Source organism: Hydrogenophaga sp. (assembly GCF_011390835.1).
In the GTDB taxonomy this organism is placed as follows: Bacteria; Pseudomonadota; Gammaproteobacteria; order Burkholderiales; family Burkholderiaceae_C; genus Hydrogenophaga.
This window is the reverse complement of the sequence record NZ_JAABRQ010000009.1, coordinates 23,941-44,161: the sequence shown is the minus strand read 5'-3', so window position 1 is coordinate 44,161 and position 20,221 is coordinate 23,941. Positions and strand designations below refer to the sequence as shown.

General features: G+C 64.0%; 18 protein-coding genes. 11 read left to right on the top strand and 7 right to left on the bottom strand.

The window, feature by feature from the left end:
* Positions 1 to 95 precede the first annotated feature (95 nt).
* The 4 genes from GPT34_RS07235 to GPT34_RS07220 all read right to left on the bottom strand — a co-directional run bounded on the left by GPT34_RS07235 (position 96) and on the right by GPT34_RS07220 (position 3,412).
* On the bottom strand, positions 96 to 1,223 hold the full coding sequence (locus GPT34_RS07235) for an OmpA family protein (protein WP_291010720.1): 1,128 nt from the start codon (positions 1,221 to 1,223) through the stop codon (positions 96 to 98).
* Positions 1,224 to 1,696: 473 nt separating this feature from the next.
* Entirely contained in the window at positions 1,697 to 1,912 is a 216-nt protein-coding gene (locus GPT34_RS07230; protein ID WP_291010719.1) for a CsbD family protein, read from the bottom strand.
* A gap of 446 nt (positions 1,913 to 2,358) precedes the next feature.
* Positions 2,359 to 3,051 carry a VIT family protein gene (locus tag GPT34_RS07225; protein WP_291010608.1) on the bottom strand — a complete coding sequence of 231 codons (693 nt, stop codon included), beginning with the start codon at positions 3,049 to 3,051 and terminating at the stop codon, positions 2,359 to 2,361.
* 16 nt (positions 3,052 to 3,067) lie between these two features.
* Complete coding sequence (locus GPT34_RS07220; RefSeq protein WP_291010607.1) at positions 3,068 to 3,412, bottom strand: hypothetical protein; 345 nt, start codon at positions 3,410 to 3,412, stop codon at positions 3,068 to 3,070.
* 170 nt (positions 3,413 to 3,582) lie between these two features.
* On the opposite strand from GPT34_RS07220, the gene GPT34_RS07215 reads away from it, so the two are divergent.
* The 6 genes from GPT34_RS07215 (at position 3,583) to GPT34_RS07190 (ending at position 9,897) form a co-directional block, all read left to right on the top strand.
* Positions 3,583 to 4,170 (top strand): hypothetical protein, encoded by a 588-nt coding sequence (locus tag GPT34_RS07215; RefSeq protein ID WP_291010605.1) that lies wholly within the window; start codon positions 3,583 to 3,585, stop codon positions 4,168 to 4,170.
* Between the two features lie 503 nt (positions 4,171 to 4,673).
* The gene (locus tag GPT34_RS07210; protein ID WP_291010603.1) at positions 4,674 to 5,012 is read left to right on the top strand and encodes a BON domain-containing protein; all 339 of its coding nucleotides are present in this window, start codon (positions 4,674 to 4,676) and stop codon (positions 5,010 to 5,012) included.
* 760 nt (positions 5,013 to 5,772) lie between these two features.
* Positions 5,773 to 6,186, top strand: a complete 414-nt coding sequence (locus tag GPT34_RS07205) for a PepSY domain-containing protein (RefSeq protein WP_291010601.1) — start codon at positions 5,773 to 5,775, stop codon at positions 6,184 to 6,186.
* A gap of 25 nt (positions 6,187 to 6,211) precedes the next feature.
* Positions 6,212 to 6,688 carry a DUF2271 domain-containing protein gene (locus GPT34_RS07200; protein WP_291010599.1) on the top strand — a complete coding sequence of 159 codons (477 nt, stop codon included), beginning with the start codon at positions 6,212 to 6,214 and terminating at the stop codon, positions 6,686 to 6,688.
* 10 nt (positions 6,689 to 6,698) lie between these two features.
* On the top strand, positions 6,699 to 8,915 hold the full coding sequence (locus GPT34_RS07195; RefSeq protein WP_291010598.1) for a PepSY domain-containing protein: 2,217 nt from the start codon (positions 6,699 to 6,701) through the stop codon (positions 8,913 to 8,915).
* On the top strand, positions 8,896 to 9,897 hold the full coding sequence (locus GPT34_RS07190; protein WP_291010597.1) for an FAD:protein FMN transferase: 1,002 nt from the start codon (positions 8,896 to 8,898) through the stop codon (positions 9,895 to 9,897). The genes GPT34_RS07195 and GPT34_RS07190 overlap by 20 nt, the downstream gene beginning before the upstream one ends.
* A 132-nt stretch (positions 9,898 to 10,029) precedes the next feature.
* On the opposite strand, the gene GPT34_RS07185 is transcribed toward GPT34_RS07190, so the two are convergent.
* Both GPT34_RS07185 and GPT34_RS07180 read right to left on the bottom strand, forming a co-directional pair.
* Entirely contained in the window at positions 10,030 to 12,939 is a 2,910-nt protein-coding gene (locus tag GPT34_RS07185) for a cation-translocating P-type ATPase (protein WP_291010595.1), read from the bottom strand.
* Positions 12,932 to 13,801 carry a PRC-barrel domain-containing protein gene (locus GPT34_RS07180; protein ID WP_291010593.1) on the bottom strand — a complete coding sequence of 290 codons (870 nt, stop codon included), beginning with the start codon at positions 13,799 to 13,801 and terminating at the stop codon, positions 12,932 to 12,934. The genes GPT34_RS07185 and GPT34_RS07180 overlap by 8 nt, the downstream gene beginning before the upstream one ends.
* Before the next feature lie 310 nt (positions 13,802 to 14,111).
* On the opposite strand from GPT34_RS07180, the gene GPT34_RS07175 reads away from it, so the two are divergent.
* The 5 genes from GPT34_RS07175 (at position 14,112) to GPT34_RS07155 (ending at position 18,705) form a co-directional block, all read left to right on the top strand.
* Positions 14,112 to 14,813: a Crp/Fnr family transcriptional regulator gene (locus GPT34_RS07175; protein WP_291010591.1), complete on the top strand. Its 702-nt coding sequence runs from the start codon at positions 14,112 to 14,114 to the stop codon at positions 14,811 to 14,813.
* Positions 14,814 to 15,076: 263 nt separating this feature from the next.
* Positions 15,077 to 15,376, top strand: a complete 300-nt coding sequence (locus tag GPT34_RS07170; protein WP_291010589.1) for a hypothetical protein — start codon at positions 15,077 to 15,079, stop codon at positions 15,374 to 15,376.
* Positions 15,377 to 15,466: 90 nt separating this feature from the next.
* The gene (locus GPT34_RS07165; protein WP_363356568.1) at positions 15,467 to 15,898 is read left to right on the top strand and encodes a DUF302 domain-containing protein; all 432 of its coding nucleotides are present in this window, start codon (positions 15,467 to 15,469) and stop codon (positions 15,896 to 15,898) included.
* Positions 15,899 to 15,908: 10 nt separating this feature from the next.
* Positions 15,909 to 16,145 carry a hypothetical protein gene (locus tag GPT34_RS07160; protein ID WP_291010585.1) on the top strand — a complete coding sequence of 79 codons (237 nt, stop codon included), beginning with the start codon at positions 15,909 to 15,911 and terminating at the stop codon, positions 16,143 to 16,145.
* A 229-nt stretch (positions 16,146 to 16,374) separates the two neighbouring features.
* Positions 16,375 to 18,705 (top strand): heavy metal translocating P-type ATPase, encoded by a 2,331-nt coding sequence (locus GPT34_RS07155; RefSeq protein WP_291010718.1) that lies wholly within the window; start codon positions 16,375 to 16,377, stop codon positions 18,703 to 18,705.
* 167 nt (positions 18,706 to 18,872) lie between these two features.
* Here GPT34_RS07155 and GPT34_RS07150 read toward each other — a convergent pair whose 3' ends face one another.
* A complete protein-coding gene (locus GPT34_RS07150) occupies positions 18,873 to 19,913 on the bottom strand; it encodes a sodium:proton antiporter (RefSeq protein ID WP_291010584.1) in 1,041 nt (346 codons plus the stop codon).
* Positions 19,914 to 20,221: the final 308 nt, after the last annotated feature.

The window sequence follows — 20,221 nt, the reverse complement described above, 5'->3', positions numbered from 1 at the left end:
TCTGTGCGCCACCGAACATGGGTCGCCAGTCTGAGGATGCGGGCCTCTTCCTGGTCAGCACCCCGTGAGGGGTGCTGAGGCAAGGCAACAGCGGGTCAGCGGGTGCCCGTGACTTCCACTTCCACGCGTCGATCGGGCTGCAAGCAGGTGATCAGCTGGGCGCGGGGCAGTTTGTCCGAACAGTCTTCGAGCTTGGTCACCGGCGCCGACTCACCCATGCCCACGGCACTGATCTTGGTCGGGTCCAGCTTGCCGCTGACGACCAGGTAATCCTTCACCGAATTGGCGCGTTCGCCCGACAAGGTCTGGTTGTAGTCGGTAGACCCTTTGCGGTCGGTGTAGCCTTCGACCTTGATCGACTCGTAGGTGGTGCCGTTCAGCTTGTTGGTGAAATCGTCCAGCGAGGCCTTGCCTTCGGGGCGAACGGTGGCCTTGTCAAAGCCAAACAGCGTGTCAGCTGAGAAGCTCACGCGCTGAACCGCAGGTACCACAGCCACCGGAGCAGGGGGCGGCGCCACCGCGACCACCGCAGGGGCCATGGCGACTGGCGCAGGGGCTGGCGCCACATAGGCAGGTGCGGCGGCCATGCGCCGCTCTGGCTTGCGACCAAACGGGAACACCAGGCTCACGCTGGTGACGTCCACATTCTGGATATGCCCCACGGCGTTGTCGACACGGTAACGCTCAACCTCACCACGCACCCAGACCGATGGGCTGATCTCGTACTGCACGCCCAAACCGTATTTCACGTTGGTGCTGTTGCTTTTGCTGCTACCCACCACGCCCGCGCCGGCGCCGGAACCACTGAAGCTGCTCTTGGACCAACCTTGCTGGATACCGATGCGTGCCAGCGCAGAGAAGCGTTCGGTCAGGGGCAGGGTGCCCACCAGATCCAGGTTCAGGCCCTGCACCTTGCTCTCTCCGGCCAGGGTTCCCGCAGGGGAGGTCACCGCGTTGAAGCTGTTGTGGCCCAGATTGAAATACCCACCTTCCACCGCGATGTTGCGGTTGAACTGGTAGCCACCAAACAGCTTGTATGCCGTGTCTTTCTGGTCGGTGCTGGTGCTGGCAGCGCTCACGCCGGGCAGCAGGCCCGCGGTGATGCCGGCCGCATCTGTGTCGGTGTTCGACTGGCCGGCGGTGATGCCGTAGTAGTAAAAGCTGCTGTCTTGCGCGAGGGCAGGAACAGCCATGACTGCGCCGAGACTGGCGAGTCCCAACATGTGAAGAGCGTGGTATTTTTTCATGAGGTCTTTCTTGCGTCATCGACGCATTGCGCGAAATGCACTGCCCGTTTGTAAAAGTGTCGCGGACGGTCGTCCGTACGCTGCCGCACATGTGCAAATTCACCACAGGTGGGGCGTTCGCCTTGTGCGCTCGCACACAGTCAGACAGCGCAGAGCGCTCCAGACCGGTGAGAGAGCGGTTCACGCTTGAAGGTGCAGGTTTCGTTTCAGAGGCGACCCCTTGGGGTGCCACTGAACGATTCAAGAAAGTGCCTCGATCGCCCCGGCCGAAAACCTGCTGATCCAGCAACTGCCCAAGGTCACCCGCAAGCGACTGCTGGAGCAGTGCGAACCTTTTTTACTGATGCTCTCGACGGAACTGAGCGCGCGCTCATTCGCTGAGCCACGCCTACTTTCCCAGGACGGGTTTCACTCGCTGGTGGTCAGCCTCGGGTGAGCCAAGCCGTGGCTCACTTCAGCCAGGCTTCGTCGGCCTTGGCTTCCCATTCCTTGAGCTGCTTCTCGGCCGCATCCTTGGCGATGCCGTAGCGCTCCTGGATCTTGCCGGCAAGCTTGTCGCGATGGCCCGCCACCACCTGCAGGTCATCGTCGGTCAACTTGCCCCATTGGGACCTGAGCTGTCCGGTGAGCTGTTTCCAGTTGCCTTGAATCGTTTCCCAGTTCATGTGAGTCCTTTGGTTGGGGTGAACAACAGCGTTCACCTTGCCGCCCTTTTTAGACCCGCCAGGAGTCTGCGTCTGTTCGCTGTCGAACGTAAGCTGCTGCTGCCGGGCGGCATTGGAGCGCCATCTTTCTGTCGCGTGGCCTATGTGCTGCAGCGCACCGACGCCACCGCCCAATGCCTGCATGCTGTGGCCGTGGGATTCAACGCCTTTGTCCATGACCACCGGTCTTCCCGGTCGCTGTGTACCATCCGCGCTGAACCCCCACCCCAACTTCTATTGACCTGCACGCATCCGCTGGTGAAAGCATTCGGCATTTCCTGAGCGCGAATGAACGCCGCTGCGACCGACCGCAGTCAGTTCCAGCTCGATACGCGCACCCGGTGATCCGGTACCTCCCAGCGCACGGCATCCTGCTGGGTGGCTGCGTTGGCTAGAGTCCCGGGAGTTCAGGCAACCACACCAAACAGGGCACCAGCACCTGCGGTGACTGCCATCGCCACAGCACCCCAGACTGCGACACGCCACGTGCCGGTGCACACCCGGGCTCCACCCGCTTTGGCCGAAATGGCACCCAGACCAGCGAGAAAGGCCAAGGACGACAGCGACACGCCGAGGATCAGATGCGCGGACGGAGCCAGGGCGACGACGGCAATCGGCAGCACCGCGCCGACCGCGAAGCTGCCGGCAGAAGCCCAGGCCGCCTGGATCGGACGCGCTGCGGTTGTTTCGGAGAGTCCAAGTTCGTCACGGGCGTGCGCACCGAGCGCGTCATGGGCCATCAACTTGCCGGCTACCTGATCGGCCAACGCTGGGTCCAGCCCCCGACCGACGTAGATGCCAGAAAGCTCGCGCTGTTCACCCGCCGGGTCCTGTTTCAGCTCGGCGCGCTCGCGCGCCAGGTCGGCTTTTTCGGTGTCCGCCTGGGAATGGACCGAGACGAATTCCCCCGCCGCCATCGACATGGCGCCCGCGATCAGTCCCGAGACGCTGGTCAGCAGGATGGTCCGGTGGTCGGCGCCCGCTGCAGCCACGCCAAGCACCAGGCTTGCGGTTGACACGATGCCGTCGTTCGCACCGAGAACAGCGGCGCGCAGCCAGCCGATGCGGTCGCTGCGGTGGTGTTCGGTGTGGCGGCGCATGGTGGGGCTCAGCGGTTCACGGCGGCTTGCCGCGTGCATGGGCGGTGACTATCGCTGCACCGTGATCGGATCCAGGCGCACTGCACCGACTGGCGCACATTCCTTTGAGCACTCGGATCCATGCGCCACGATCGACTTGCCGCTGTCCGCGTCGACTTGCGCTGATGCATCCAGGGATGCCCGCAGAGCACTCCGATTCAACATCATCGAGCGCCTGCCGCTGCGCGTTGAGAATCATCCGGTCTGACGAGGCTTCTTCAACTTCGGGCACATCCCAGCCAAAGATCCAGCGGTCGTTCTTGACCAGGTCCTTTGGGTCTGAAGAGAGTTGGCCCCTCGCCAGCTGTTCGATCTTGTCCATACAGCGCTTCTCATTGGGTGGTGCCACGCAGTCATGGACCGCGGGCGTCGGATCGGACAGATTGTCGAGAAGGTGAGTCCGTCGGTCTGTTCGCCAGCGCACGCAACGGCTGGCCCCCTCGGCCGCGCAAGACGACACCAGATGGGGCACCTGGGTCTATGCTCGCAACAATGAACGATCGAATCAACCACATCCTGCAGCAAATGGCCGCACTCGAAGCGGACCTGCGCACCGCAGTTCACGATCAGGAGAGCCGGATGTTCTTCCAGATCAAGGGCAAACGCGTCGAGTTCGAGCGCTCGGTCGGGCAAGCCCATCGCAAGCTGAAGACCAACTTCTTTCGCTGGCTGGTGACCAACCGGCCACAGAATCTGATCACCGGCCCGCTTATCTATGGCATGGTGATCCCGCTGCTCATGCTCGATGCCTGCGTGAGCTTCTACCAGTGGACCTGCTTCCCGATCTACGGCATCAAAAAGGTCCGGCGCGGCGACTACCTGGTGTTTGACCGGCGCCACCTCGGCTACCTCAACTTCATCGAGAAGTTCCACTGCACCTACTGCGAATACGGCAACGGACTGATGGGCTACATGGCCGAGATCCTGGCCCGCACCGAACAGTACTTTTGCCCCATCAAGCATGCCCACAAGATTCTCGGCACGCATTCGCGCTACAACCGTTTTCTCGACTACGGCGAAGCTGATGCCTACGAGGCGAAGCTGGAGGCGTTTCGGGTGGCGCTGGGCCAGGAGAAGTGATGGCCGTGGTCGCACGGAGAGAGCTTGATCATCCGCACTGTGACCGAACCCAAGACATGCGGCGTGCGTCCCTGGTGCCGAATCCATGTACTGCTGTCGGTGAAGGGCCTGCGCATCCCATCACGTATCGGGCGGCGTGAGCAGGGCGGCGAGTAGCTGCAGGCGTTCGCCTCGCCGGCCAAGAGCCTCAGTTCGGCACCGGTGATCACGAGTGCGCTGCGCCTGCGAATCCAGGGTCTTCGGGCGAACTGAGCGATTGGTCCTGAAGAGGATGTCGGTGCGCGAAATCGGACCACCGGTTTACGGAGCCCCGAGAGGGTTCATTCGGCGAGGTTGGGGAAGCAGCACCTCACCTGGTCGGCAGGCGCAGGGCATGGCTTGACCAGGACGACGCGATCAGCCAGCCATGCCGATGTTCGCCAACGCACAGACAGGCTTCCTGAAGCACACGAACATGCGCTTGGGTTCATCTGTCAATGACTCATCCATCAAAGGATCCTCACATGCATCAGCGAACCAGACTTCCTTTCCTTGCCGCCGGGATTATCCTCACGTTGTCGGTGATGGGCTGTGGCAAGGGGCCCGAGACAGCGGCGGTGGCGCCCGTTGCCGCGGCGGACATTGGCCAGGTTTCGGACACCGACGTGACCCATCATGTCCATACGGCCTTTCTGCAGAGTGAGTTGCTCAAGGGTTTTGATATCACCGTTGTGACGCTCAAGGGCGATGTGCGCTTGAGCGGCGTGCTCGACAACCAGGCGCAGATCGATGAGGCGATCAAGCTTGCGCGCGCCTCGGACGGTGCCCACACCATTCACGACGAATTCACCATCAAGAAGTGAGGGTTTGCATGTGCAAGCAATCGATCCGCTGTCTTGCGGCCACTGCCTGCTGTGCGTCGAATTTGGTCGGTACCCCGAGTTCTGTGCAGGTATTGCCCAAATCGCAAGACCAGGCTCCTCAGAAGCTTTCCCCAGCCTCATAGCATGAGGGGCTGTTGCTGCATTGACATCGGCCCAGCCCGCGACCTCACTGGAGCATCCTGCCTTTGTCGCACCGAGTTGCGCGGCAGAGAAAACGGCTCATGTCCCTGTTGCCGCTGGCCCCTGTGCTGACCCAAGATTCGATTCCATTGGTGGTGACGCAGTCTCGGTGGGTCTGGATGCAACACAGAGGGGGATGATGCATGGCTTCAGGCCAGCTCCCAGCAAGGGAGCCACCGAGTCGGCGGTCAGACGATTTCATCAGCCGAACTGCCCCAACTGGAGCGGTCGGGCACAGGAGCTGCACGATGGCACAGGTCTGGGTGTTACCTCCTGGGCGATGAACAGAGGATGAACGCGCCATTCAGCTTGCATGCAGGGCGCTTTTTCCACAATGCCATTCAACAGGAAAGCAGAAACCTCATGCGCATCAAAGCTGGAACTGGAATCGGGCTGCTGGGCAGCACCCCGGGTAGGGCCCGTCCTCTCGCCGCCCGGTCAGAGGAGGCTTGTCCACACGCTGTGATCCCTGGCGGCATGGGTCAGATGCCCGTGCGGCCCTCTGGAGCCTGCATCGAGAACCGCTTTTCATGCATTCACCCGATTCAAGGGATCCCCTATGAAACACCCCACTTTTCTGCGCCGCGGCCTGCTGGTTCTGTCACTGAGCCTGGCCACACTGCCTGTGTGGGCCGATGACGATTGCGATGCGCCGCTGAATCGCTGGCAGTCGCGCGATGCCGTGCGGCAGATGGCAGCCGCACAGGGCTGGCAGATCCAGCGCCTGAAGATCGACGATGGCTGCTACGAAATTCGCGGCACGGATGCCCAAGGCCGCGCCTTCAAAGCCAAGATCGACCCGGAAACCCTGACGGTCTTGAAGATCAAGCAAGACGACCGCCAGCGAGCGCGGGAGCGCGATCGCAATGACAACGGTGCCGCGCAGCAGGCCCAACCAACACAACCGGACGGCGCCGACGCGCCATCGCCTTTGTTGACCCCAGGTACCGCGCCGCGCGGCCAGACCGAATAAACACCCTTTCCACAGGAGCATCACCATGTCCAAACCACTTTTGACCCTATTGGCCACCGCTTGCGCGCTGGCTCTTCCCGCCCTGGCGCACAGCCGCCCGATCACGCTGACCGCCCAGCTCAAGAGCTACGGCGGCGACGGCGCCTATCTTGCGGCCTACCTGACCGATGCCAAAGGCGCCTATGTGCGCACGCTGTGGGTGGCCGGCGGTAAGGCGAAGTACCACAAGCACTTGTCTGACTGGAGCCGCCTTTCGGCCGGTGACGCCAAGCGCCTGGACGGTGTCACCGGCGCCAGCGTCGGCGCCGGGCGCACGCTCAAGGTCACAGCCGATCTGGCGGATGCACTCATTGACGCAGGCTATGAAATCCGCATCGACGCCGCAGCAGAAGACATGCGCGACAGCCCCTCGGAAGTCCGCGTGCCGCTGTCCAAAGCGAATGTCGGCAAGCCGCAGGCCGGTAAGCAATACATCCAGTCCGTGACCTTCCAGCTCCAGTGAAGAGACTTGCATGAGCTGGAAAGCGATCCATCGCTGGGTGGGCCTGACCGTTGGCACCCTGGCCGTGGTGCTGGGCGTCACCGGCGCCATCCTGGCGATCGACCCGGTGCAGCAGGTCTGGCAGGCACCCGCCGCACCGGGCGATTTGCCCTTGGCCACGCTGGTGGAGCGCGTGACGCGCACAGTGCCTGGAATACAGGAAATTCGCCATCTGCCTTCGGGTGCCATCGTGGTCTTCAGCTTTGCCGGCGATCAGCCGCAGGCGTCCTACGTGGACCCGGCCAATGGCCAAGTGCTGGGTGCGTGGCAACCCTCGGCGCTGCCGCGCTGGGTGAAGAACTTGCACCGCTCGCTGCTGTTGGGCGACGTTGGGCGCTGGGGTGCAGCGGGCATTGCGCTGGCCATGGGTTTGTTGTGCGCCTCCGCCATGGTGCTGTTGCTGCGGCGCATGGGTGGCTGGCGGCGGCTGGCGGCGCGGGTGCGTGGCTCGCTGGCGCAACGCATCCACGTGGTGGCGGGCCGTGTGGTGCTCGCCGTGCTGTTCCTGACATCGCTCACGGCGCTGACCATGAGCGCCTCAACCCTGGGCCTGGTGGCGCTGGACAGCCGGGCCGAACCCGACGTGCTTTCGGTGGTGACTGGCCAGCCCGACTTGCCTGGCGCGCGGCTGGCCGCGGTGCAGGGCCTTGCTGTACAAAATTTGCACAAGCTGAATTTTCCCGGTGCCACCGATCCGGAAGACACCTGGAAGGTCGCCACTGCCCAGGGTCAAGGTTGGATCGACCGGTACTCGGGCCAGATGCTGGCCTGGCAGGATGCGACTTTTGCGCAGCGCGTGAACGACTGGGCAGTGGTGCTGCACACGGGCGAAGGGGCCTGGCCCTGGGCCGTGGTGCTCGGACTCGTGGGCACCAGCGTGTTGCTGTTCTGGCTGTCGGGCCTGGTCATCTGGTGGCAAGCGAGCCGGCAGGCGCCACACATCACAGGCAACCGTCCGCTGGCCCAGGCTGATGTGCTCATCTTCGTGGCCAGCGAAGGCGGCAGCACCTGGGGTTTTGCCCAAACGCTGCAAGACGCGCTGAGCCAATGCGGCCACCGCGTTCACACCTGCCCGCTGGAGCGTTTCCAAACCACGGCCGCCACGCGGCAGGTGTTTGTGCTGGCCGCCACCTATGGCGAAGGCCAGGCCCCGGCTCATGCCAGCCATGCCCTGGAGCAGATCGCCAAACTCAAAGCGAGCGCCGTGCCGGTGACCGTGCTGGGCTTTGGCGACCGGCAGTTTCCGGCCTTCTGCGCCTTTGCCGAGGCGCTGAATCAAACGCTGCGCGCAAAGGGCTGGCCTGAGCTGCTGCCGCTTGAGTGCATCCACCAGCAATCGGGCCAGCAGTTTGCGCGCTGGGGCGTGGCACTGGCACAGGCGTTGAGCGAACCCCTGGTGCTGGAGCACGTACCGCTCATGCCACCCGCTACCGCGCTCACCCTCGTGTCACGCCAGGACTTTCCTGCCTTGCCCGGATCGGCATTGCAGGCCGCGGCGATCCTGCGCTTTTCGTGGCCGGCGCAGGGCCTGGGCGCGCGCCTTCGTGGGCTCGGTCTGGCGCGCTTTGTGGCTGGCGATCTCGCCGGTATCGTGCCACCGGGTTCGGCCGTGCCGCGTTACTACTCGCTGGCGTCAGGCTGGGAAGATGGGTTTTTGGAAATCTGCGTGCGTCAGATGCCCGACGGCCTGTGTTCGACGAACTTGCTGGGCCTGCAGCTTGGTGACTTTGCTGCCGCCTTCATCCGGCCCAACCCCGGTTTCGCCCTGCCGCGAACGCGGCGGCCCGTGCTGCTGATAGGGGCGGGCACGGGCGTTGCTCCCCTGGCCGGCTTCATTCGGCGCAACGACAGACGGAGCCCCATGCATTTGTACTTTGGCGGGCGCGACCCGGCGCGGGATTTTTACTTCGGCTCCGAGATTCAGCGCTGGCTCAGCGAGGGGCGCTTGGCGACCTTGCAGACGGTTTTCTCCCGCGTGCCGGACGGCGGTGGCTATGTGCAGGACGCCCTGCGCCGCGACGCAGAGCAATTGCGTGAGTGGGTGACGCAGGGCGCCATCGTGCGTGTCTGTGGAAGCCGTGCCATGGCGCAGGGCGTGGCCGAGGCGCTGGACATGGTGCTGGCGCCACTGCAATTGAGCGTGTCACTGCTCAAAGCAAAGGAACGTTATGCCGAAGATGTCTTCTGAGCTCGCTGCGCCCTGCAAGCGAACCACCCTGCACGGTCCGACCATGGGGACACGCTGGTCGGCCAGTGTGGACGCTGACCACACCATAAATCTGACGGCCTTGCGCCAGGACCTCGCCTCTGCGGTGGAGCTGGTGGACGCGCAGATGTCACCCTGGAAACCAGAGAGCGACCTCATGCGCCTGAACCGCGCGCCCGTGGACGACTGGGTTGACCTGCCCGCTGAAACGCTGGAGGTACTGGCCTGTGCGCTTGATGTACACCGCCTGAGCGCGGGGGCATTCGATCCGTGTGTTGGGGCGCTGGTCGATGCCTGGGGGTTTGGCGCGGTGCGCGATGCACCCGACGCCGACGCGATCTGCATCGCACGCCAGACAGCGTTGCGTCCAGCGCACGGCTGCCTTGAGCTGGACAGGCAAGCAGGTCGGGCCCGCAAGTCTGTTCCCCTGCAACTTGATCTGTGCGGCATTGCCAAGGGCTATGCGGTTGACCGTATGGCCACCGTTCTGCAGCGCCACGGCGTGCAGCATGCGCTGGCAGCGCTCGATGGAGAGTTGCGCGCCGTGGGCTCTCAGGCCAGCGGCGTTCCCTGGGCTGTGGCCCTCGAACGCCCCGAGTCCGCTCGCCGCGCGGTACAAGGGGTCATCGAACTGGAGAGTCTGGCGGTGGCCACCTCGGGCGACTACCGACGCTATCTCGAGGTAGGTGAAGCGCGCCTGGCTCACACCATGGACGCGCGCCGGGGTGCGCCTGTCAACAACGCCGTGGCATCTGTCACTGTGTTGGCGCGTACCTGCATGCAGGCGGACGCCTGGGCCACGGCCTTGCTGGTGGCAGGCCCTGACGAAGGTCTGGCCATGGCACAGCGCATGGGCTTGGATGTGCTGTTCCTGCTACGCCGCCCACAGGGGCTAGTGGAAATGGGGCTGGGGCGGTTCAGCGTCTCTACCGCGCCGGGAAGCCCCAAGCCACAGCTGAATTGATGCCATCGAAATACCTGTGAGAAGCAACGAGTGGGCAATTCCGGGCCATCGCTCCTTCAGGCGAGCCTTGGAATACGCTCACGCTTGTTGGGCAAGTGTGGCTGGCGCATCGGATGCATGACCTTCGTATGCTCACTGACCAAGCGGTGAAAGCGAGCGCCGGGCCCAGAGCCCCCTTAGCAATTTTCGTCCTTCGCTGAACCACAGCACCCCGCTGGCCATCGCCACACACACGGCCCACTGGCCCGCCGAGAGCGGCACGGTACCGAAAGCCAGGTTGAGGAAAGGCAGGTGCACGACGGCAGCCTGCAGCGCGGTCGACAACGCCACCGCCGCCCACAGCCAGCGGTTTGAGAACGCTGCCCGGAACGCGGAGGCGGATTCCGAGCGCGCGTTGAAGCAATTGAACAGCTGCGTGAGCACCAGCACCGTGAAAGCGGCGGTGCGCGCACCTTCCAGGTTGTGCGGACCAGCACCCAGCCAGGCATCTACTGGTTCGATCAGGCCGCCAGGCAGAAACAGATCCAGCGTCAGCAAGGTCAGCACCGCCATCACGACGCCAGCCTCCAGCACGCCCAGCCCCATGCGGGCATCGATAATGCGCTGGCTGCGCGGGCGCGGCTTGCGTGCCATGACGTCGTCGGCGATCGGGTCCACGCCCATGGCCAGCGCGGGCCCGGTATCGGTGATCAGGTTGATCCACAGGATCTGCGTGGCCAGCAGCGGCAGCACGACCGCGCCTCCCGAGCCGGTGGCGGTGGCCTCCAGGCCGATGACACCCGCCCCCAGGACGCCGACGAACACGGTCAGCACCTCAGCCAGGTTCGATGACAGCAGGTAGCGCAGGAACTTGCGGATGTTGTCGAGCACGCCTCGCCCTTCGCGCACCGCCAGCACGATGGTGGCAAAGTGATCGTCGGCCAGGATCATGCGCGCCGCTTCCTTGGTCACCTCGGTGCCCGCCACACCCATGGCCACGCCGATGTCGGCAGCCTTGAGCGCCGGGGCGTCGTTGACGCCGTCGCCTGTCATGGCCACCACCTTGCCGCTGGCCTGCAGCGCTTGCACGATGCGCAGCTTGTGTTTGGGCGCGACGCGTGCAAACACCGAGGTCTTTGGCACCGCCGCGGCAAAGGCAGCTTCGTCCAGCTTGTCGAGCTCGATGCCCGTGAGCACCGGCGCACCGCTGTCGACGATGCCCAGGTCAGCCGCAATGCGCACCGCCGTGCGCGGGTGGTCGCCGGTGATCATGATCACTCGGATACCGGCCTGGCGCGCCTCCTCGATGGCCACGGCCGCTTCCTTGCGGGGCGGGTCGATGATGCCAACGGTGCCCAGGTATTCCAGATCCTGCTCCAGCGCGGCGGCCTCTTTCGCATCGGTCGGGATCTGCGCGTCGGGGGCCAGCGTGCGGCGCGCCACTGCCAGCGTGCGCAGCGCGTCATCGGTCATCGCGCCGATGTCTTTCAGCACCTGCGCACGCAGTTTCTCATCAAGAGCGACCGTGTCTTCGCTGCTGCGAGCCTGGGTGCAGTGCGCCAGCAGAACATCCGGCGCGCCCTTGGTGAAGAGTACGTGCGCGTCGCCTTCGGCATGGTCCACCACCAGCACCGACATCATCTTGCGTTGCGAGGTGAAAGGAATCTCACCGATGCGCTCGAAGCTTTCCTTCGTCTCAGGCGCGGCTTCGCCGTTCTCCAGCGCAACCAGCTTGTGTTCGGCCACCAGGAATGCGGCCTCGGTCGGGTCGCCCTGGATCACCCAGGTGCCACTGTCGTCTTGCCGCAGTTGCGCATTGCTGGCGAGGCTGCCTCCGCTCAGCACCGCCCGCAGTTCATCGCGCAAGGGGCCATCGGGCAACTCGGCACCAGCCTGCTCGGCGCGGCCATCGGGGGCGTAGCCCACGCCGGTGATGTCGGTGCGGCCCGAGGCTGTCATGACACGCTGCACCGTCATTTCGCCTCGGGTGAGCGTGCCGGTTTTGTCCGAGGCAATGACTGAAGCCGATCCCAGTGTCTCCACCGAGGCCAGCTTCTTCACAATGGCGTGGTGGCGCGCCATGCGACGCACACCCATGGCCAGCACCACCGACAAGATGGCCGGCAGACCCTCGGGAATGGCAGCCACGGCCAGGGAAACGCCCAGCAACAGCACCGTGATGACATCAGATGCGCCATGAAGGTCCGACATCAGCAGGATGGTGGTCACCACCAAGGAGGCAATGATCAAGGCAGCGATGCCCAGCGTCTTGCCCAGATGGGCGATCTCAGTTTGCAGCGGCGTCGGCGCATCGGGCGTGGTATCCAGCAGGGTGGCGATGCCGCCCATCTCGGTCTGCATGCCCGTGGCGGTGACGACAGCGCGCCCGGTACCCTGCGCGACGGCCGTGCCCTTGAACACCATGTTCAGTCGGTCGCCCAGTGCTGCAGGCTCGGACAGCCGCGCCGCATCCTTCAGCACCGCCTCGCTCTCGCCGGTCAGCGGCGCCTCCAGCAGCTTCAGCGCGGCCGCTTGCGCCAGACGCGCATCCGCGCCCACAGCGTCGCCCTCGGCCAGCACGAGCACATCACCCTTGACGAGTTCAGCGCTGGGCACACGGGCCACGACGCCATCGCGCAGCACGGCTGCCGTGGCGGTGGTCATCTTGGCCAGCGCCGCCACCGCCTGTGCCGCCTTGGATTCCTGCAGCCAACCCAGCACGGCGTTGAGCAGCACCACGCAGGCGATGACGATGGCATCCAGCGGCCAGCCGGCGGCGCCCTCACGGCCGCGACCTTCAAACCACCAGGCCGCCAGTGCCACCGCTGCCGCGCCGCCCAACAAGTAGACCAGCGGGTCCTGCAACTGCGCCAGCGCCCGGCGCCAGGCGGGCTCCGGTGGCGTCGAGCGAAGTTCGTTGGGACCGTCCGCACGCAGCCGCGTGGCGGCCTCTTCGGCGCTGAGGCCGCGGTCCAGGTCGGTCCCAACCGCCGAAGCCAGGTCGGCGATGGCCATCAGGGACGGGTTGCCCGCTGATGCGGCAGGGGGTGTCAGTTCAGGCATCGTTCCGGTTCAGAGCATCGCAGGTGGGCGGTTGGGCCTCGTCTGTCCAGTACCCGGATCGCCCGTGGTTCTGGTACACGGCGATTTCCATTTCGCGGGTAAGTGGCATCTTGGCGTCGTACCAAAGCGCCTGCTTCAGCGCGTCACGCGACATCTTGACCGTGATGCATCGCTCCACACAGTCCACGTGCTGTACCCACGCCGGTGCCAGCAGCACGTCGTGGCCGAGCCACCAGCTGTTGTTGCTCACCAATAGGTAGCGGATGCTCCAGTTGGCATCATCGACGAGCATGTCCCGTACCTGGCCAACCTCGCCATCCGTGGCCTGGATGTGGTAGCCCACCATGGCCTTGCCGCTGCGAAGTTGCGGGACGGTGTGGTGCTCGCCAGGTACCGTTCTGAACGGTGCGGTGTCTGGGGCCTCCCGCGTGGCTGTCGCCGGGCCACCGCCAACCTCACCGGGCAAGCCGGTCGCTCGATGCTCCTCGCCATTCCAGCCGCCCAGGCCCTTCCAGCCATGGGGGCGGCTGTCGACGCCGATTCGCCCGGTTTCTTGCGGCTGAGTGAGGGTCATGGCTGGGTCGATGTCGGGGCGCTTTTCGAACTGAGCCCGCCCCAGCGGGGTCGGCAGCCACTTGTCGGTCCAATCGGGCTTGCCGGCGGCCATCGGGGAGATCAGCACCTGGTGGCCAGACAGCCACGATCCCGTCTTGACGACGAGGTGGCGAATCGCCCAGGCCGCGTCGTCGAAGCAGAGGTCTTTCACCTCACCGATGGGGCCGCCGCTGGTGCTGTCAGTCGCCACGATGGCGAGGCTCAGCAGGTCTTGGGTGATGCAAAGCATGTTGGTCGGCTTCTTCATGAATTTCGATCGCAGCGTATGCGTCAGGGGCAAGGCCAGTGAACGCGCGGCAAACAAACGGCCCAGGTACCAGCAGGCAAAAAACAGGAACCTGCATGATGCGCGAATGAAGGAAGCCTGTCTGTTCGCTGACGCACATGCCCACCCACCACGGTTCTGGGCAGGCTGAGCCCCCTGTGTGCGCTAGCAGACAGTCAGCACCCGAGGTGCGTACCACACTGGCAAATATGCGGTCCATGCGCGAGTGTGAAAGCCGTCTTTCAGATGCCACCCGTTTGGGTGTTGCTGAATGTCCAAGGAAAACGTGCCGATGGCCCAAGCCGAAAACCTGCTGATTCAGCAACTGCCCAAGGTCGCCCGCAAGCGACTGCTGGACCAATGCGAACCGTTTGAACTGGTGCTCTCGACGGAACTGAGCGTGCGCGGGCAACCGCTGAGCCACGCCTACTTTCCCAGGACGGGCTTCATCTCGCTGGTGGTCGATGTGGACACCCACCCGGCGCTGGAGGTGGGCATGGCGGGGCGTGAAACCATGTTGGGCGCCGAGCTGGTGCTGGGACTGTCGAAGACACCCTGGCGCGCCCTGGTGCAGGGGCCAGGCCACAGCTGGCGCATCCCAGCCAAGGCCTTGCGCAAAGAATGCACCGCGAACCCGCCGCTGCAGCAGGTAATGCAGACCAGCCTGCTGGTGCGGCTGCACCAGCAGACGCTGGCCGCGGCGTGCGAGCGCTTTCACATGCTCGGTCCGCGCCTGGCCCGTTGGCTGCTGATGAGCCTGGACCGCGCCGAGGCCGACAGTTTTCACGTGACCCAGGAGTTCATGGCGCTCCTGCTCGGTGTGCGGCGTGTGGGCGTGACAGAAGCCGCCAGCAAGTTTCAGACGGGTGGTTTGATCGTCTACCACCGAGGCGAAATCACGGTGCTGGATCGGTCGGGACTGGAGGCAGAGGCTTGCAGCTGCTACGCAGCCGACCGCCAGCTGTACGCTGAACTGAGCGCAGCCGAGCCCTGAGCAAGCGAGCCTGTCCGTACCAGGTGGACGCGTGCTGAGTGCGTCTGTCGCCAAGCGCTTTCGCTCCGGGTGAGCAAGCGATCTGGCATCCAGGGCCATCAGCCCAACGCAGAGCGGAGCAGCGGCGCCATCCGTGCTTGAGCGCTGCTGTGTGCGTTATCGAACGGAACCATGACCCCATATCAGGTACCTTGACTTTGTAGATATTCGAAGCCACCCATCAACTGGATCACCGTGACCAACGACCCTATCTCAGCGACACCATGCAAGTTCTTCTGAACAGCGAGACCCGCATCGATGGGAGTCAGGCCATGTCCGACCACCTGGAGTCGATCGTGGCGGAAGTGCTGGGTCACTACGGCGCTCGTATTGCCCAGGTCGAGGCCCGCTTGACCGACTCCTGTGGCGCCGCCGGAATAGGGCGGGACGAAGTGAACTGCACCCTCGAAGCACGTCCGGTCGGGCGCGGTTCCGTGGTCGTCAAAGACCGCGCGAAGACGGCGCATCAGGCGATGCACAGCGCCCTGCTCAAGCTGGTTCGTGCGCTGGCCAAAGGGTTCTGAGCGCGCGAAAGGCAAATGGACCAGAGCGAACCGCCTGGACCAACTGGTGAAAACGAAAGGCAAATCATGAACGAAAAACCCCCCTCACGCATGTCCGCTGAGGGCACGGCTTACGGATTCAGTTGCGAACTGAAGGATCGAGACTTCGACAGCGCCATCACACGTGTTACCGAGGCTCTGAAGGGAGAGGGATTCGGCGTGCTGTCCGACATCGATGTGCAGGCCACGATGAAGACCAAGCTCGGCATCGACGGGCTTCCCTATCGCATTCTCGGCGCATGCAATCCACCGCTGGCGCACCAGGCACTGCAAGCCGAGCCAGACATCGGTCTGTTGCTGCCGTGCAATGTGGTGGTGCGCGAGGACGCAGACGGCCAGCAGATCGTCAGCTTCATGGACCCCATGGTCATCATGCAAATGACGGGCAACGCCGAGGTGGCCAAGGTCGCACAAGAGGTGCATGAGCGCCTACAACGCGTGAAGGCTTCTTTGGTCGCTTCAACGGCACAAGCCCAAGGTTGACTGCGATCACATGTTTGACCACGGCGGCTATTACATGGGAGGAGCGCACGGCTTCTGGTGGGTCCTGTGGCTAGTGCTGATCGGTTTCCTCGTGTTCTATCTCCTGACTCGCCTGAGCTCTCGCCGGCAGAACGCGCATCGCAAGCCGCTGGATGTGCTGAAGCAGCGGCTGGCCGCTGGAGAACTGTCAACCGAAGCGTACGAAAAGAGAAGGTCGCTGCTTGATCGGGACGATGCGGTGCCCTGAGGTCGGGCGCGAGCAATGTTGTCAGTCGCCTGGCTTGACCTTTACATGAGGGGAAGGCCAATCTTGAGTCAGCAGGGGATTGGCCCCAAGAAGGGCCGCAGGGCAAGGATGGCGCCATCCTGCACAGGGCGGCCTGCTGAATCAGAAAAGGAGCGACTCGATGGACACGGATTCAAAAAATGACAACGATCATCAAGCAGATCTCCCTCAGCCAGAGGGAGGAGTCGAGCTGACATCTGAAAGTCCATTAAAAGACTCCGTCTGTGGCATGACCGTGACAACGGCATCGCAGCATCACTTGACCTACGAGGGCCGATCCTTCTATTTCTGCAGCGGCAAGTGCCAGTCGACGTTCGAAGCGTCGCCCGAGACCTACGCCAACCTGCACGCGGACACGAAAGAGGAGGGGGCACCGGCGCCCCCCGAGGTCGGCCAGGCGGGCGCCACCTTCACCTGCCCGATGCACCCAGAGATCCGTCAGGATCACCCGGGCAGCTGCCCGAAGTGCGGCATGGCGCTGGAGCCGGAGATGCCCGTGCTGGCAGACGACGAGTACCCCGAACTCGCCGACTTCAAGCGGCGCTTCTGGTGGACATTGCCCTTCACCATCTCGGTCGTGGTCCTGGCCATGGCAGGCCACGGCTTTTCGGCCTTCCAGGGCCTGTTCGGCAGCGTCGACCAGAACTGGATCGAGTTTGGTCTGACGTTGCCGGTCGCGCTGTGGGCTGGGTGGCCCTTTTACAAACGTGGCGCGAAGTCGGTAGTCAACCGCAGCCCCAACATGTGGACACTGATCGGTCTGGGCACCGGCGTGGCTTTCGTCTACAGCGTGGTGGCCACCGTGGCGCCTCAGTTGTTTCCAGCGGCGTTCGTCGTCCAGGGGCGTGTGGCGGTGTACTTTGAGGCCGCTGCAGCGATCATTTCGCTGACGCTGTTCGGCCAGATACTGGAACTGAAGGCGCGCTCGAAGACCTCGGCTGCGATCAAGTCGCTGCTTGGCCTGGCGCCCAAGACAGCTCGTCGCATCAACGCCGACGGCACCGAAGAGGATGTACCGCTGTCGCATGTTCACGAGGGTGACCGGCTTCGTGTGCGACCCGGCGAGAAGGTGCCGGTGGACGGTGTAGTGGAGGAGGGCAGCAGCGCGCTCGACGAGTCCATGCTGACGGGGGAGCCGCTGCCAGTCACCAGGCGCGAAGGCGACAAGATCATCGGCGCCACGATGAACACCAGCGGCGCGCTGGTGATGCGATCTGAACACGTGGGCTCGGCCACGGTGCTGTCGCAGATCGTTCAGATGGTGGCTCAGGCTCAGCGCTCGCGCGCGCCCATGCAGCGCATGGCTGACGCGGTGGCAGGCTACTTCGTCGTCACGGTGGTGTCCGTTTCTCTCCTGACCTTCTTCGCCTGGGGCTTCTTCGGACCAGAACCGAGCTGGGTGTTCGGCCTGATCAATGCGGTCTCCGTGCTGATCATCGCCTGCCCCTGTGCACTGGGGCTGGCCACGCCCATGTCCATCATGGTAGCCACCGGCAGGGGGGCGAAGAACGGCGTGCTGTTCCGTGACGCCGCTGCCATTGAAAACCTACGCAAGGTCGACACCCTGATCGTCGACAAGACCGGCACGCTGACAGAAGGACGACCCACCTTCGAGCGCGCCGTGTCGACCCAGGGGTTTGACGATCAGGAGGTGCTGCGCCTGGCGGCCAGCCTGGATCAGGGCAGCGAGCACCCGCTGGCCGCTGCCATCGTCGCGGCAGCCAGGGAGCAAGACCTGACACTGTCCAAGCCAGAGGCATTCGACTCCAAATCGGGCATTGGCGTGCAAGGACAGGTCGATGGCAAGTCGCTGGCGCTGGGCAACACCGCACTGATGGATCAGCTTGGCGTATCGGCTGACGATCTGAAGACCCGGGCCGAAGAAATGCGCAGTGAGGGTGCGAGCGTGATGTACCTCGCGGTTGATGCTCAGCTGGCGGGGCTGCTGGCGGTGTCCGACCCGATCAAGGCCACGACAGCCGATGCGCTAAAGACTTTGCACGACGCCGGCTTGAGCGTGGTGATGGCAACCGGGGATGGCCTGACGACAGCCAGAGCTGTTGGCAAACGGCTGGGCATTGAGGAAGTGCACGGCGAAGTCAAGCCGGCTGATAAGCTGAAGTTGGTCGAGAGGCTGCAGGCGGAAGGCCGTGTGGTTGCGATGGCCGGCGATGGCATCAACGACGCGCCGGCTTTGGCCAGGGCCGACGTTGGCATCGCCATGGGAACTGGCACGGACGTGGCGATGAACAGCGCCCAGCTCACGCTGATCAAGGGCGATTTGCGCGGCATCGCTGTCGCGCGCGCGTTGTCCGTGGCGACGGTGGCCAATATGAAGCAGAACCTGACCTTCGCCTTCGTCTACAACGCTTTTGGTGTGCCGCTGGCGGCCGGGGTGCTTTACGCCTTCACCGGCTGGCTGCTCTCTCCAATGTTTGCCGCGCTGGCCATGAGCCTGAGCTCGGTATCGGTGATCACCAACGCGCTGCGACTGCGCAACCAAGAAATTCGGGCAAACTGACTCCGCAGCCCTGCCGTAGGAATCGGCAAGTGGCCTCTGCATGCCGACTGGTGGGGGGCTTCGCCAGGGCCTATCCTTGACGCTGGCGCAGGAGTTTTCCCCGCACTTTGCATCCGGATTGCAGTCCAGCCAGTCGTCGATCGAGCTCGGAGAGCTACTGACTTGAGCTAGTCTTTCGAATCGCCAGAGCTGCGGGTCTCAGTCACGATGGAGCGGGCCACGCGCCCCACCGTCAAGCCTTGCACCAGGATCGAGAACACCACAACGCAATACGTCAGGGACAGCACCACGCTGCGCTCCGGGCCAGCGGGAATCGACAGCGCAAGCGCCACCGAAATCCCTCCGCGCAGACCGCCCCAGGTGATCAGCTTCCAGGAGCTGGTTGGCAGTTTGAAGAATCGGTGCAACGCACGCACCGGCAGCCCAACGGTGAGGGTGCGCGCCAGCAGCGTGACCAGCATGGCCACGGCAGCACCCACGAAGATGCCAGCCGAGAAACTGACCAGCAACACCTCCATGCCGATGAGCACGAACAGCACCGCGTTCAGGATCTCGTCGAGCAATTCCCAGAACATGTCCACATAGCGCCGCGTGGTGTCTGACATGGCTTTGGCGCGACCGTGATTTCCGACCACCAGGCCCACCACCACCATGGCCAGGGGTCCTGACAGGTGCAAGCGCCGCGCCAGCGCGTACCCGCCGGTCACGGCAGCCAGCGTCAGCAACACCTCGACCTGGTAGTTGTCGATGCTGCGCAGCAAAAGGAAAGTGACATGGCCCAGGACCAGGCCGAAGACGATGCCACCACCGGCTTCGAGTATCAAAAGCTCGGCGGTATGCGCCAGCGAGGGGGTCGCCCCGCTCACCAACATGCCCAGCAGCAGCGAGAACACGACGACTCCGACGCCATCGTTGAAGAGCGATTCGCCAGCGATGACCAGCTCCAGGTCCTTGGGTGCGCCTGCAGACTTGAGGATGCCCATCACCGCGATGGGATCGGTTGGCGAGATCAACGCGCCAAACAGCAGGCAATACAGCAGCGGCAGTTGCAGTCCGACCAGGGGCAGCGTGAGCCACACACCATAGCCCACGGCCAGTGTGGACAGCACGGTACCCAGCAGGGCGAGCGCGCCGATCTGTAGCCGGTACGTCTTGAGTTCGCTGAGGTCGACATGCAGCGCGCCTGCAAAGAGCAGGAGCGACAGCATGCCCTGCATGAGCACTTCGCTGAAGTTGATCGAAGAAGCAGCTCCTCTTCCAGGCGCAGCGGCATGCTCGTGATGCACAGTTTGCTCAGTGCGACGATGCCCAGCGAGCAGGCGAGCGCAGTGGCCAAGACGCCGATGGCGGTGGGAAGACCAACAAATCGTTGGTTCAGATAGGCCAGCATGGCCGTGATGACCAAGCAGAAGGCAGCGACATCGAGCATGGACAAGTATCAACGCTGGCCCGCTTCGCGTGTCGGTCATTTGCCACTCAGGCGCCGGGTCGTCGCCAGCCTAGGCAGAGGGGCCAA

Bases quoted from the DNA above. Each gene is read 5' to 3' on its own strand.
- GPT34_RS07235 (WP_291010720.1), bottom strand. From the start codon at position 1,223: ATGTTGGGACTCGCCAGTCTCGGCGCAGTCATGGCTGTTCCTGCCCTC.
- GPT34_RS07230 (WP_291010719.1), bottom strand. From the start codon at position 1,912: ATGAACTGGGAAACGATTCAAGGCAACTGGAAACAGCTCACCGGACAG.
- GPT34_RS07225 (WP_291010608.1), bottom strand. From the start codon at position 3,051: ATGCGCCGCCACACCGAACACCACCGCAGCGACCGCATCGGCTGGCTG.
- GPT34_RS07220 (WP_291010607.1), bottom strand. From the start codon at position 3,412: ATGGACAAGATCGAACAGCTGGCGAGGGGCCAACTCTCTTCAGACCCA.
- GPT34_RS07215 (WP_291010605.1), top strand. From the start codon at position 3,583: ATGAACGATCGAATCAACCACATCCTGCAGCAAATGGCCGCACTCGAA.
- GPT34_RS07210 (WP_291010603.1), top strand. From the start codon at position 4,674: ATGCATCAGCGAACCAGACTTCCTTTCCTTGCCGCCGGGATTATCCTC.
- GPT34_RS07205 (WP_291010601.1), top strand. From the start codon at position 5,773: ATGAAACACCCCACTTTTCTGCGCCGCGGCCTGCTGGTTCTGTCACTG.
- GPT34_RS07200 (WP_291010599.1), top strand. From the start codon at position 6,212: ATGTCCAAACCACTTTTGACCCTATTGGCCACCGCTTGCGCGCTGGCT.
- GPT34_RS07195 (WP_291010598.1), top strand. From the start codon at position 6,699: ATGAGCTGGAAAGCGATCCATCGCTGGGTGGGCCTGACCGTTGGCACC.
- GPT34_RS07190 (WP_291010597.1), top strand. From the start codon at position 8,896: ATGCCGAAGATGTCTTCTGAGCTCGCTGCGCCCTGCAAGCGAACCACC.
- GPT34_RS07185 (WP_291010595.1), bottom strand. From the start codon at position 12,939: ATGCCTGAACTGACACCCCCTGCCGCATCAGCGGGCAACCCGTCCCTG.
- GPT34_RS07180 (WP_291010593.1), bottom strand. From the start codon at position 13,801: ATGAAGAAGCCGACCAACATGCTTTGCATCACCCAAGACCTGCTGAGC.
- GPT34_RS07175 (WP_291010591.1), top strand. From the start codon at position 14,112: ATGGCCCAAGCCGAAAACCTGCTGATTCAGCAACTGCCCAAGGTCGCC.
- GPT34_RS07170 (WP_291010589.1), top strand. From the start codon at position 15,077: ATGCAAGTTCTTCTGAACAGCGAGACCCGCATCGATGGGAGTCAGGCC.
- GPT34_RS07165 (WP_363356568.1), top strand. From the start codon at position 15,467: ATGTCCGCTGAGGGCACGGCTTACGGATTCAGTTGCGAACTGAAGGAT.
- GPT34_RS07160 (WP_291010585.1), top strand. From the start codon at position 15,909: ATGTTTGACCACGGCGGCTATTACATGGGAGGAGCGCACGGCTTCTGG.
- GPT34_RS07150 (WP_291010584.1), bottom strand. From the start codon at position 19,913: ATGCTGTCGCTCCTGCTCTTTGCAGGCGCGCTGCATGTCGACCTCAGC.